This is a genomic window from Amycolatopsis sp. NPDC045836 (assembly GCF_056431745.1).
Genome location: NZ_JBWKKF010000003.1, coordinates 1 through 12,148 on the forward strand (window position 1 = coordinate 1; position 12,148 = coordinate 12,148).

Below are 12,148 nucleotides of genomic sequence, written 5' to 3' on the forward strand. Positions count from 1 at the left end.
CTGGACAAGCGGATCATGGACAAGTACGGCAAGGCCACCCCGGAGGCGCTGGCGGAGTCGGCGCTGTGGGAGGCGAGCCTGTTCGCCGAGCACGACTTCCGCGACCTCAAGATCTCGGTCAAGCACAACGACCCGGTGGTCATGGTGCGCGCCTACGAGATCCTCGCCGAGCAGTGCGACTACCCGCTGCACCTGGGGGTGACCGAGGCGGGTCCGGCGTTCCAGGGCACGATCAAGTCCGCGGTGGCCTTCGGGGCGCTGCTGCGCCAGGGCATCGGTGACACCATCCGCGTGTCGCTGTCGGCGCCGCCGGTGGAAGAGGTCAAGGTCGGCATCCAGATCCTGCAGTCGCTCAACCTCAAGCAACGCAAGCTCGAGATCGTGTCCTGTCCCTCGTGCGGTCGTGCGCAGGTCGATGTCTACACCCTGGCCGAGCAGGTCACCGCCGGGCTGGAGGGCATGGAGGTGCCGCTGCGCGTGGCGGTGATGGGCTGCGTGGTCAACGGGCCGGGTGAGGCGCGCGAGGCCGACCTCGGGGTCGCCTCGGGCAACGGCAAGGGCCAGATCTTCGTCAAGGGCGAGGTCATCAAGACCGTGCCCGAGCACGCCATCGTGGAAACGCTGATCGAAGAAGCCATGCGCATCGCCGAAGAAGCAGGCGAGACGGCCGGTGCGGGCGAACCCACCGTCACCGTCGGCTGAGCGAACACCATCACCCCACGTCGAGGAGAAACCCAGGCCATGACAGACGTCGACATCACCGTCCCGCCCTTCTACTGCCCCGTTGCTCCCGCGATCCAGCCACACGCCCGGGAACTGGCCGAAAGCTCCGTGCACTGGGCCGAACAGATCGGGATCTGCCCGGACCGGGGCCACCACGCCCGGGTGCTCGCCTCCGCCTCCGCGGAATTCGCCGCCCGCACCGCCCCCCACGGCCGCACCGACCGCCTGCGCGTCTACGCCGACTTCGTCCACTGGGCCTTCGCCTTCGACGACGTCCGCTGCGACGGGCAGGACCTCACCGAACTGATCTCCCTGGTCGCCCGCCTGCTCCGCATGCTCGACGGCGTCAACGACCGGCTGTGCGGCACCGACCCGTTCCTCGTCGCGCTGCACGACATCGCGCTGCGCTTCCAGGACTGCGCCACCCCCGTCCAGTTCCGCCGCTGGATCGAAGCACACCGGCAATGGCTCTTCGGCGTCGTCCAGATCAACGCCCGGGCACGCCCCGGCCGCCCCCTGCCCGTGGACGAGTACATGATCGCCCGGCTGCACGACGGCGGCGGCCCGGTCGTCACCACCATGATGGAGGCGATGGAACTGGGCCCCGGGCGCGACGTGCCCGGCCAAGACATGGACGCACCCGCCGTGCGAGCGCTCACCGAAGCGTGCTGGACCATCGCCATCTGGGACAACGACCGGATCTCCCGGTACAAGGAAATCCGCGGCCGCACCGATCGGTGCAACCTCGTCGACGTCTTCATGGAAGCCAACGCCTGCTCCCCGGAACACGCTCTCCACGAAGTCGTCACACTGCGGGACCAGGCCCTGCACCGCTTCCTCGAACTACGCGAACAGCAACTGGCCGGCGCCGGCCCCGAACTCCGCGACTACCTGCTCGGACTCGGCCACGTCATCCGGGGCAACATCGACTGGAGCCTCTCCGTCGCCCGGTACAACACCGTCTTCGACCCCGACGACTGGTCCATCACCGAACACCTCGACATCAACGCCCGGGTCACCGGAAACGAGACGACCGGCAACCACTCCGCACCCGCGGTCCCCGCCATCGCCTGGTGGTGGGACTTGGGCTGAGGCGGCGTCCCACGTGGGTCGGTCATGATCTGTCCGTGGTGACGTCCAGCGGGTAGTTGAACAGCACCGTCACCGTGTCGAAGAGCAGTGAGGCCGCGAGCGGCGACGGCCGGGCCGAATCGCGGCCACGACCGCGCTGGGTGGCCAGCTCGGCGGCGACCGGGTCGGTCGTGGCCGGGGTGTGGAAGGGCGTCCGCAGCGAACCGGCTCCACCCCGGCGGGACGCCTGAGGGTTGCACCGGTCAGGCGCGGGTAGCCGGACGGCGAGAACGGCGGAGCGAAGGAGTGGCTGCCATGCCCGGACGGGAAGACCTGCCCAGCACCCTGCTGCGATCACCGCGCAAGGCGCAGAGCACCTGGGTGAAAGCCCACGATTCGGCGTTGCGCACCTACGGCCCCGGACGGCGGGCGCAGCAGACCGCCTACGCCGCGCTGAAGCACACCTTCGAGAAGGTCGGCGACCACTGGGAGCCGAAATCCCGGCGGGGCCCCTCCGACCAGCAGGCCGCGCGCGGCGCCGGGCAACCGCAGCGGCCCACTCGCGGCGGAGTCGACGCCAACGCCACCAAAACGCACCTCTACCAGCGAGCCAAGCAACTCGGCGTCCCCGGGCGCTCGCGGATGTCCAAAGCAGAACTGGTGCAGGCGCTGGAGAAGGCCAGCAACCGGGAGACCGCGAAAGCCAGGAAACGGAACTGAACCGGCTCGGGTGACCGGAAAATGCCCCGGTCGATCACGAATGAGGACGGTCGGGGCGGGTAATCGCCCCGATACCGGAACGGTATCGGTGTTCGGCCCCGGGTGCACTGGACCGCCGTTCCCGCAAGAGCCACCCGCAACCGAGATTCCCAGGAGGTCCGGCATGCACCGCGAAAGCGACCTGCACTCACCCCGCGAAGACGACGAACTGAAAGCCGAACTGGAAGGCACCCCGCGCAGCGGCGGCCCCACCCGCGCCGACGAAGCCCGGGACCCCGAAGGCCCCGCCGACGACGACCCCGACGTCCCACCCCTCGGCGGTGGCGCCTGACCCAGCTCAATCCGGTAGCGCCCACTGGGTTGAGCAGTCAACAGTGGACTGTCACACACCGTCAGCTCGTGTCATGTGATTCCGGACCGAACCCACTGCGCCGCCTTGGCCTCATCAGCGGCGCCAGTCCCGCCGGGCCGCACCGACGGTGGCAGCCACCGTGGCACGCAGGGGCGGACGGCCCGGCCGGAGCCTTGGCACCGCACCCGGCCGAACTGAGCACCCGCAACCGAGCCCGGTACCGGCAATCGATCAGCTGACGTTGAAGTTCTGCGCCACAGCGCCCGCCAGGCCGTCGAGGGCGCGGTCGAGGTGCTCGGCCACCCCGGCGGCCGAACCCGGCGGCTGCACCCGCAACTCGGCGACGCTGGACCCGGCCCCGCCATCGGACACCCGCAACTGTCCCGGCCAGCCACCGGGGTCCGCGGGCGTCCAGGACAGCGTTTGGCGCGCCGGGTCGAGAACGACCTGGTAAGCGAGCTCACCGCCATCACCAGCCGCGACGTGAACCGTGCCGTCACCGGCACGCACGTCGATCTGCCCCGAGTTCACCAGCCGCACCGAGGCGGGCAACCAGGCAGGCACCTGCACCACGTCCGCAGCGGTGTTGAGCACCAGTTCGGCCGGCGCGGCGATCGACCGCTGCCGGGCGACGAAATCGTCCTGTCGTTCAACCATGCCCCTCGCATACCCGGTGAACGGTCCCCGCGAACCGTCTCAGCCGGAAACCGGCGTCGAGCAGAACCGCGTCACCGCGGCGGTGGTCCGCCAGGGAGGTGCGCGGAGCAGGCAGAACGCCCCTTCGGGGGTGGGGCCGCGGCGGGCCACGAGGATGCCCCTTGGCCTCGCCGACGACGTCCCGTGAGTCGATCGCGCGCCGCATCCGCCGGCCCATCGGCTCCCGCTGGGTGACCACTGTGACGTGGGTCAGCGCCAGGGAGGTCTGGGTGGCCACCCGCAGCGCCACGACATGGTCGGCGTCGTCGAGCCCGCGTGCGCGGCGGGCTGGAGCGCGGTGGAGAGCACGGCGCCGAACCCGCGGGTCGGCAGCGGCCGGGCCGAATCGCGGCCCGGAACGCTCAGCGGCCGGGTTCACGCTGGTCGCGGCGGCGTTCAGGCACGGGAGTCGGCACCCGAGCCAACCGGATTCCCGGTGGCACGTGGTCCGAACCGGCAGCGAAATCCTCCGAGACGCAGCTTGGATCGCTGGCAGGTCGGCACGTCCGCCACGGTGGCTCGGCGGCTTCGGCTGCGGAGATTCCATCGCTGTCCACTTCGGGCAAAGTCGTGTGCCGACCGGTCCCGGACACGACCGGCGCTCCGGAATCGCTGTCTGCCATGCACAGCACCGCGTGACGACCCGGCCACGACAGCCGTGACCGGTTGCGTTCGCAGCAGGTCGTGATCGGCATCCGTCGTTTATCGTGGCAGCGCCTGGGCACCCCGACCCCCATGGGACGTCCGCGCGGTGTGGTCGACAGTTCGTTGTCCGTGTTGCTCGAGGGTTACAGCTGGCTGCCGACCAGGCGCGCGCGGTCGGCGTCGGGGGTGGCGCACACCCGGGTGCTGGGCCAGCGCGCGGTCGGGCTGTGCGGTCCCGAGGCCGCGCGGTTCTTCTACGACGAAGACCACGTGCGCCGGCACACCGCGATCCCGTGGCCGGTGCAGAACACGCTGTTCGGCCGCCGCGCGGTGCACACGCTCGACGGCGACCGGCACCGCACCCGCAAGGGCATCTTCCTGGGTGCCGTGACGCCCGCGACCACGCGGGCGCTGGCCGAAGGAGTCGCGGCCGAGTGGGACGAGGCCGTTACTTCGTGGCGCCCGGGACAGCCGGTGGTGCTGTTCGACGAAGCCGCCCGGATCATCACCCGGGCCGTGTGCCGTTGGGCGGGTGTCCCGCTCATCGAGGTGGACGTGCCCGTCGTGGCTCGGGACCTCGTGGCGATGGTGGACGGCTTCGCGACTCCGGGGCCCCGGCACTGGAAAGCGCGGATGGCTCGTGGCCGCCGGGAAGCCTGGCTCGGGCGGTTGGTGACCGAGGTCCGCGAGGGTGGCACCACCGCGGCCCCGGGTTCGGTTCTCGAAGTGGTCGCCCGGCACCAGGAGGCCGACGGTGAGGAGCTGTCCCCGCGGCTGGCGGCGGTCGAATTGCTGAACACCATCCGGCCGACGGTGGCGGTCAGCTGGTTCGCCGCCTACGCCGGGCACGCCCTGCACCGCTGGCCCGAGCACCGCGAGCGGCTGCGTGAGGGGGACACCGCGTTCGCCGAAGCGTTCGCGCACGAACTGCGCCGCTTCTACCCGTTCGCGCCGTTCATCGGCGGCCGGGCGGTCCGGGACCTGACCTGGCGCGGTGAGCGCATCCCGAAGCACGCGATGGTGCTGCTCGACCTGTGGGGCCACAACCACGACGAACAGCTGTGGGCCGATCCCTACGCCTTCCGGCCGGAGCGCTTCCTCGGCCACGAAATCGGCGCGTTCGAGCTGGTGCCGCAGGGGGCGGGCGATCCGCACACCGGCCACCGCTGCCCCGGTGAGCCGTTCACGGTGTCGATCCTGGGCACCCTGGCCACGCGCCTGGCCCAGCTCGGCTACCAGGTGCCGGAACAGGACTTGACCATCTCACTGCGGCGGGTGCCCGCCCGCCCCAGGAGCGGGTTCGTCCTGGAACCAGCGAGCCAGGTCCCGACCGGCTGAGCAGCCTGGTGCTTGAAGCCAGCTGGACGAAGAAGCTGCGGATTCCACCGGTGCCCCAGTCCGGAGGAGGGGTTTCCGCGATCAGCCGGCTCGGCCACATCGAAGGCGGTGGCCGCGGCTCCCCGCTGCCCGAGCACGGCATCGAGCCGGTCTGCCCGGCCGGGTGGGCCCGGAACTGATCAGGGGAAGTAGATCGAGTATCCGGCGGGCATTGTGAGGGTTTCGCCGCGGTGGAGGAACCGCTGGGTGAAGTGCTCGGATGTGCACTTGGTGGCGGCGAAGATGTATCCGACCGTGTCGGTCCTGTTGAAGAAGGTGGCGCTTCCCCTGGCGGGGTCGCTGGCGATGCAGGCGCGGGTGGCCGGGTTGGCGTGCGTGGTGGTCTGGCCGTTCTGCGTGATGTACAGCGCGCCGGTGGCGGCACTGGCCGGTGCTGCGGTGAGCAGGCCGGCGGTGACCAGGGCGCTGATCGCGGTGCCGATTCTGCGCATGCCTTCTCCTCGTGCTCGGTGGTCTTCGGTGACCTCTGTCGAACCGTAGTGCCCGTCACCGGCTGGATCGCGATTTGTCCCCCATACGAATGGCGCACACCGTTGCTCGCCGGAAAGGGCTACGGTGACCGTACCTCGGCAAACTCGCGGTCAGCCCGTCTCCGGCGGCTGGCCACTTCCGAGGGAGCGTGATGGCCTGGCATGGACCGCGAGCACGAGAATCAGCTCGTCCTTCCCAATGGCTCATCGTCGATAACCCCCGGTCGTTTTCCGCAGGCCGCGAGGCCGTGGATTCGACCCGCGCACTCGATCTCCTCGTGCCGTCTCGCCGCATTTCCCGGGCATGGCCTGCCACAGCGATGCGGCTTTTCGAATCATCCCTCGCACCGAGCCGGGCAACCACGGCTGGCCAACCACACCACCCTTCCACCCGAAAGGCCGTCATGAGCGAGACGACACGTCGCGACCTTCTCCGATTCGCCGCCGCGACCGCCGTGGCGGGCGTCGCCGGAGCTGCCTCGGGCCGCGCGCCGTCCGAGGCGGCCGCCGAGGGACAGGAGCGGACCTTCCTCGCGCAGAGTCCGGACGCCATCCGGGGTCTGAAGTGGCGCGGGGCGCAGCTCACGCCGCCGCCCAACCCGACGCTGACGGCCCGGTTCGACACCCGCGGCCTGCCCTACGCCACGGCGGCGTTCTCGCTGGCCAACAACAACCTCGACACCGTGGCGCTGCGGGTCGCGAACACGGGCGACCTGCCCGACGGCACCACCCGGCAGCAGCGCGACGACGAGGTCCTCGCGCTGCTGCGGGAACTGCACCGCCAGGGGGTCAAGGCCTACCTGTTCAAGCGGCAGTGGTTCCAGCGCAGCGGCACCATCATCAGCTACCAGCGGCCCTTCACCGAAGCCGGGGCGGACGAGTTCATCGACGACATGAGCAGATTGATCAACCGCGCCCGGCAGGAGGGCACCGCGGGCGCGCTGCACGGCGTGGCCGCGATCGAGACCAACCTCAACAACTGCGCCGAACTGCGGGAACGCGCTCTCCACGTGGCCCGGGGCATCAACGCCCGTACCGGCAACTGGCTCAGGTCCCGCACGCTGCTGGTACCCGGTGCGGGCATGGGCCCGTACTTCAAGGGCATCCACAACGGCGGCGAGGCGTGGCTGACCCAGCTCCGGGCCCAGACCGGCCAATTCGCGTTGATCTACAAGCACATGCGCAGCCAGGAGAACGGCCTGTGCCGGCTGGAGAGCCTCAACGAGCAGTGGGACCAGGCCGTCGGCTGGGACGCCGCCAGGACTCCGGAGCAGCAGATCGCGTTCCTGCGCACCACGATGGGCATCTCCGACCTGGAGTGGTACTTCCGCACCCACCGGGCCGAGTACCCCGGCCACACCCACGTGGTGTTCTGGGGCGACCAGGGCGACGGCGTGGCCGGCCTGTCGGCCCGCGACGGCCAGCCCCAGTGGAACTACAACACCCTGCGCGCCCTGCACCGGTTGCTGGTCAAGACCAACCGCTGGCACGGCTACTTCTTCAACTTCCCCTTCACCCGCGAGGGCGCCACCGAGCACGACCTCTGGCGCTACCTGATCACCGTCGCCGGCGACGGCACCAACACCCGCAGGAAGAACTGGGAGTGGAACCGGTCACACACCCACAGGGTCTGGGACGAGTGGCACCTGTGGCCGCAGGAGAACGCGGCGTACTGACAGCTCCGCCGCCAGCCCCACGCCCCGGCGGCCATCACGCGGGGCACCTTCTCAGGACCACCCGGCCGCAAGGCCCGGCACGGAAGAGACACGGTCGACATGAAACCGAAGAAGGCACTGTTCACCGCTTTGGTGATGGCGGGGGTGGTGGCCGCCACCGTGGTGCCGCCCGCCGCCGCGACCCCGGACGCGCCCTCCTCCGGCACCGGCGACGCCGCGGTGCACAACCCGGCCGCGGACGTGTACTGGAGCGGCTCCTGGGCGGCTGCGCAGCAGCCGCTCAACCCCTACGTCCCCGGTTGGTCGCAACGCGGTTTCACCGACCAGTCGCTGCGGCAGGTCGTCCGGCTCAGCGTCGGCGGCACCCACGTGCGCATCCGCCTGTCCAACCGCTACGGCGACACCCCGCTTCCGGTCACCGGCGCCACCATCGCCCGAGCCGGGACCGGTGCCGCGCTGCAACCCGGATCCCAGCGCCACCTCACCTTCGGCGGCCGGCAGTGGGCCCAGCTCCCCGCCGGGACGGAATTGGACAGCGACCCGCTGCTGATGCGCACCTCACCGCTGGAACAGCTCACCGTGACGCTGTACTTCGCCCGCCACACCGGCCACGCGACCTACCACAGCCGAGCGACCGCAACCAGCTACCTGGCCAACGGCGACCACCGGGTCGACCCCGCCGCCACCGCGTTCACCGGCAAGTCGGGTTCCTGGTACTTCCTGACCCGCGTGGACGTCCGAGGCGACCAGTCCCGCCCACCCGACGGAATCGTCGCCCTGGGCGACTCCATCACCGACGGCTACGGCTCCACCCCCAACGCGAACAACCGCTACCCGGACGAACTCGCCGAACGCCTGGAGCGCCACAACACCCCCCGCCCGGTCCTCAACGCGGGCATCAGCGCCAACCGCGTGCTCAGCGACTCACCCTGCGGCGGGGAATCGGCCATCGCCCGGTTCCGGCGCAACGCGGCCACCCAGCCCGGCGTGCGCACGGTCATCGTGCTCGAAGGCGTCAACGACATCCGCACCCGAGGCGGCACGACCGGCTGTGCGCAAGGCGCGCCGGTGATCACCACGCAGCAGCTGATCGACGGCCACCGGTACCTGATCAAATGGGCACGCGAACGCGGGCTCACCGCAATCGGCGCGACCCTCCCGCCATGCGGCTGCGCCGGCGGTGAGGAAGCCATGCGCACCGAGCTCAACCACTGGATGCGCACCACCGCGGGCACCGCGGGCGGCTACGACGCCGTGGCCGACCCCGACACCGCACTGGCCGACCCCGCCAACCCCCGCGCGCTGCGTCCCGCCTACGACAGCGGCGACCACCTCCACCCCAACAACGCCGGCTACCGCCGCATCGCCGACACCATCCCCCTCGCAGAGCTCTGAGCCTCCCAGCGACATCACCGACCGGTTCAGCAGCAGGTCGGCGGACGCCCGGTACCCCGCTGGGAGCGCCCGTCAACGGGCAGGCAGCCGGGAGTGTGCGCAGGACCCCACGCCTTTCGGTCCTCGATGCGAGCGATGGCAACGACCACGGGGGGCTCGGCACGGGTAGCAGCGGAGCTTGGCGAAGCTTCCAGCCCTTGAGCAGTGGCACGGCGCGTTCACCGAGGGCGCGGATGCGGGCGTGACCGCCTTCTGCCCGTGTGGCAGCTTCGAGCCACTGGCTCTGGGGTGGACGGCGAGTTCGGCTACCCGCGGCTCATCGCCTCGATCAGGGACTTCGGCCGCAGATCGGTCCAGTAGGCTTCGACGTAGTCCAGGCAGTCCTGGCGGCTCGCCTCGCCGTGGACCCGGGTCCAGCCACCGGGGACGTCGATGAAGGCGGGCCACAGCGAATGCTGGCCCTCGTCGTTGACCAGCACCAGGAACACGCCGTCTTCCTGGTCGAACGGATTGCTCATCGGCAGCGCCCTTCTCCCGGTTCCCACCTTTTGTAGTGGACCACCGCGGGCGCGTTCCAGTGTTCAGCACTGCGCCACCCCCAGCTCGGCCGGATCGTCGTCCTCCAGCGAGGCCGCCAGGTCCGTCCACGCCGCGGCGTACATCCGCGCGAAGCTCGCCACCGGTGCGGTGCTGTGGCTCGGCACCGACCGGGCGAGCTGCGCCCACTCCTCCATGCCCCCGGCGTGCCGGTCGAGCCACCGCAGCAGGCCCCGGCCGGTCTCGCTGAACCGCAGCGCCGGATCCCGCTTCATCCGCTCCAGCGACCGCCGCAGTTCCACCGCCGACACCCGCCACGCCCGGCCACCGGCGGGCAGCCGCTCAGGGGCCCGCCGCGGCGCGGGCACCGGGTCGTCCCCGGCCCGCAACCGCCGTCGCACGTCCTGCACGGTGGCGGGCGAGACCCCGGCCCGCCGCGCGATCGAGCGCAGCGAAGCGTCCGGGTTCTCCGCCAGCAGTTCCCCGGCCAGGCGGCGGCCCGCCGCCGCGTCCACCGGCCGGCGGCGGCCGTCGCGGCCCACCCGGACGTTCGACTGCTCACCCTGGCCGGTCGAACGCTCGCGCAGCGCCGCCACCGTGCCCGCGGCCAGCCCGGCCGCCGCCGCGACCCGCCGGTTCGACCAGTGCGGGTGCGAGGCGAGGATCCGCTGCGCCGCCGCCCGCCGGTCGGCCCGCGCCAGCGGCAGCCCGTGTGCGGTGTTCAGGTACACCGACAACACGAACGCGTCCGCCTCGCTGCCCCGGTAGCACCGCGCCGCGATGTGCGTGCTCCCGCGCACCAGTGCCGCGCGCACCCGGTGCGCGCCGTCGATCACCCGCATCGACGGGCCGTGCACCAGGATCGGCGGCAGCTCGCCGTGGGCTTCGGCCAGCGACTCCACGTGCGCCTCGTCCTCGCCCGCGCGCCGCGGCGAGCCCGAGACCGACAACCCGGCGACCGCCACCAGCTCCACCGGGCACCCCTGGAGCTCGGCGCGGACCCAGTCCGCGCAGGCCCCCGACGCACCTCGAACGCCACCACCCTGCTGCACCATCAGCACCCCCACAGGAACAATCGGTTCACGGAACAATTCTGGAATCCATGGTTCAATGAGACCGGCGGACGCAATATTGGCGTGCGATCGGCAGACGACCCCCCAGGCCCCACCACGTCAAGGCATACTGACAATCCGAGCCTAGCAACGGGAGTTTCGCCTCCGCAACAACGCGGAATTCCGCCGCGCGGCGTCGCCGTGCCCGCGAATGACCGGTTTGTCCGAGTGATTCACCGGCGGGTAGAATGATCACCGTGACTTCGTTCGTCCAATTTGGACACGGCCGCGAGGAGGAGTCGTGAGCGCACCGCCCGGCCCACTGGCCGGGCTCCGAGTCCTCGAACTGGCCGGGCTCGGGCCCGCACCGCACGCCGCGATGCTGCTGGCCGACCTCGGCGCCGACGTGGTCGGGGTGGACCGGCCCGGCGGCGGGTTCGACCTCACCGGCGGCCGGCCGGACCACCTCCAGCGCGGCAAGCGGGCGCTGGTCGCGGACCTGAAGTCGGCCGGCGGGCTCGACCTGGTGCGCCGCCTCGCCTGCCGCGCGGACGTGCTGCTCGAAGGGTTCCGGCCGGGGGTCGCCGAACGCCTCGGCCTCGGCCCGGACGACTGCCACGCCCGCAACCCCCGGCTGGTCTACGGGCGGATCACCGGCTGGGGCCGCACCGGCCCGCTCGCCGACCGCGCCGGCCACGACATCAACTACCTCGCGCTGACCGGTGCGCTGCACGCGATCGGCACCGGCGAGCGCCCCGCGCCCCCGCTCAACCTGGTCGGCGATTTCGGTGGCGGCTCGTTGTTCCTGGTCGCCGGGGTACTCGCGGCGCTGTGGGAGCGGGAGCGCTCCGGGCTCGGCCAGGTGGTCGACGCGGCGATGATCGACGGCACCGGGTTGCTCATGCAGATGATCTGGATGCTGCGGGGTTACCGGTCCTGGCAGGACGAACGCGGGGTCAACCTGCTCGACGGCGGCGCGCCGTTCTACGACACCTACACCTGCCGCGACGGCCGCTGGGTCGCCGTCGGGGCGATCGAGCCGCAGTTCTACCGCGCCCTGCTGGACGGGCTCGGCCTGGCCGGGGCGGACCTGCCCGGCCAGGCCGACCGCGACGGCTGGCCGGTGCTGCGCGCCCGGTTCGCCGGCGCGTTCGCCGCGCACCCGCGTGACCACTGGACCAAGGTCTTCGAAGACACCGACGCCTGCGTCAGCCCGGTGCTCTCCCTCGACGAGGTCGCCGAGCACCCGCACCACCGGGCCAGGGGCCGGTTCTTCACCCGCGACGGGATCCGCCAGCCCGCCCCGGCGCCGGAGTTCTCCCGTACCGGCGCGGGGACGCCCGCCGCGCCCCCGCCGCCCGGTGCGCACCACGAAGCGGTGCTGCGCGACTGGGGCGCCTGAGAGAGGAAAGC

General features: G+C 71.4%; 14 protein-coding genes. 10 read left to right on the top strand and 4 right to left on the bottom strand.

Translation table 11 applies throughout. The annotated features are described in order from the left end of the window. The 5 genes from AC07EG_RS05320 to AC07EG_RS05340 all read left to right on the top strand — a co-directional run. Nucleotides 1-702: flavodoxin-dependent (E)-4-hydroxy-3-methylbut-2-enyl-diphosphate synthase (locus tag AC07EG_RS05320; protein WP_478251772.1), on the top strand; the 702-nt coding region annotated here is incomplete at its 5' end. Between the two features lie 39 nt (nt 703-741). Then, on the top strand, nt 742-1,815 hold the full coding sequence (locus AC07EG_RS05325) for a terpene synthase family protein (RefSeq protein WP_478251773.1): 1,074 nt from the start codon (nt 742-744) through the stop codon (nt 1,813-1,815). Nucleotides 1,816-1,889: 74 nt separating this feature from the next. Beyond that, nucleotides 1,890-2,045, top strand: coding sequence for a hypothetical protein (locus tag AC07EG_RS05330; protein WP_478251774.1), 156 nt, complete (start codon nt 1,890-1,892; stop codon nt 2,043-2,045). A 64-nt stretch (nt 2,046-2,109) separates the two neighbouring features. Next, nucleotides 2,110-2,514, top strand: a complete 405-nt coding sequence (locus tag AC07EG_RS05335) for a ChaB family protein (protein ID WP_478251775.1) — start codon at nt 2,110-2,112, stop codon at nt 2,512-2,514. A gap of 163 nt (nt 2,515-2,677) precedes the next feature. After that, nucleotides 2,678-2,845 (top strand): hypothetical protein, encoded by a 168-nt coding sequence (locus tag AC07EG_RS05340; protein ID WP_478251776.1) that lies wholly within the window; start codon nt 2,678-2,680, stop codon nt 2,843-2,845. Nucleotides 2,846-3,097: 252 nt separating this feature from the next. Here the strand turns inward: AC07EG_RS05340 and AC07EG_RS05345 are convergent, their stop codons facing one another. Further along, nucleotides 3,098-3,523: an SRPBCC family protein gene (locus AC07EG_RS05345; protein WP_478251777.1), complete on the bottom strand. Its 426-nt coding sequence runs from the start codon at nt 3,521-3,523 to the stop codon at nt 3,098-3,100. 774 nt (nt 3,524-4,297) lie between these two features. Here AC07EG_RS05345 and AC07EG_RS05350 point away from each other — a divergent pair. Together AC07EG_RS05350 and AC07EG_RS05355 are read left to right on the top strand one after the other, a co-directional pair. Then, nucleotides 4,298-5,545 (top strand): cytochrome P450, encoded by a 1,248-nt coding sequence (locus tag AC07EG_RS05350; protein ID WP_478251778.1) that lies wholly within the window; start codon nt 4,298-4,300, stop codon nt 5,543-5,545. A gap of 8 nt (nt 5,546-5,553) precedes the next feature. Beyond that, nucleotides 5,554-5,724: a hypothetical protein gene (locus AC07EG_RS05355; RefSeq protein WP_478251779.1), complete on the top strand. Its 171-nt coding sequence runs from the start codon at nt 5,554-5,556 to the stop codon at nt 5,722-5,724. On the opposite strand, the gene AC07EG_RS05360 is transcribed toward AC07EG_RS05355, so the two are convergent. Further along, on the bottom strand, nt 5,725-6,036 hold the full coding sequence (locus tag AC07EG_RS05360; RefSeq protein ID WP_478251780.1) for a hypothetical protein: 312 nt from the start codon (nt 6,034-6,036) through the stop codon (nt 5,725-5,727). It lies immediately after the preceding gene. Between the two features lie 443 nt (nt 6,037-6,479). Here AC07EG_RS05360 and AC07EG_RS05365 point away from each other — a divergent pair, with 443 nt between their 5' ends. Beyond that, nucleotides 6,480-7,751: a hypothetical protein gene (locus tag AC07EG_RS05365; RefSeq protein WP_478251781.1), complete on the top strand. Its 1,272-nt coding sequence runs from the start codon at nt 6,480-6,482 to the stop codon at nt 7,749-7,751. A gap of 99 nt (nt 7,752-7,850) precedes the next feature. Beyond that, nucleotides 7,851-9,146 carry an SGNH/GDSL hydrolase family protein gene (locus AC07EG_RS05370; protein WP_478251782.1) on the top strand — a complete coding sequence of 432 codons (1,296 nt, stop codon included), beginning with the start codon at nt 7,851-7,853 and terminating at the stop codon, nt 9,144-9,146. Between the two features lie 305 nt (nt 9,147-9,451). Here AC07EG_RS05370 and AC07EG_RS05375 read toward each other — a convergent pair whose 3' ends face one another. Together AC07EG_RS05375 and AC07EG_RS05380 are read right to left on the bottom strand one after the other, a co-directional pair. Continuing rightward, nucleotides 9,452-9,664, bottom strand: a complete 213-nt coding sequence (locus AC07EG_RS05375; RefSeq protein WP_478251783.1) for an MbtH family protein — start codon at nt 9,662-9,664, stop codon at nt 9,452-9,454. 63 nt (nt 9,665-9,727) lie between these two features. After that, complete coding sequence (locus tag AC07EG_RS05380; RefSeq protein WP_478251784.1) at nt 9,728-10,738, bottom strand: streptomycin biosynthesis protein; 1,011 nt, start codon at nt 10,736-10,738, stop codon at nt 9,728-9,730. Between the two features lie 298 nt (nt 10,739-11,036). Here AC07EG_RS05380 and AC07EG_RS05385 point away from each other — a divergent pair, with 298 nt between their 5' ends. After that, the gene (locus AC07EG_RS05385; RefSeq protein WP_478251785.1) at nt 11,037-12,137 is read left to right on the top strand and encodes a CaiB/BaiF CoA transferase family protein; all 1,101 of its coding nucleotides are present in this window, start codon (nt 11,037-11,039) and stop codon (nt 12,135-12,137) included. Nucleotides 12,138-12,148 lie beyond the last annotated feature (11 nt).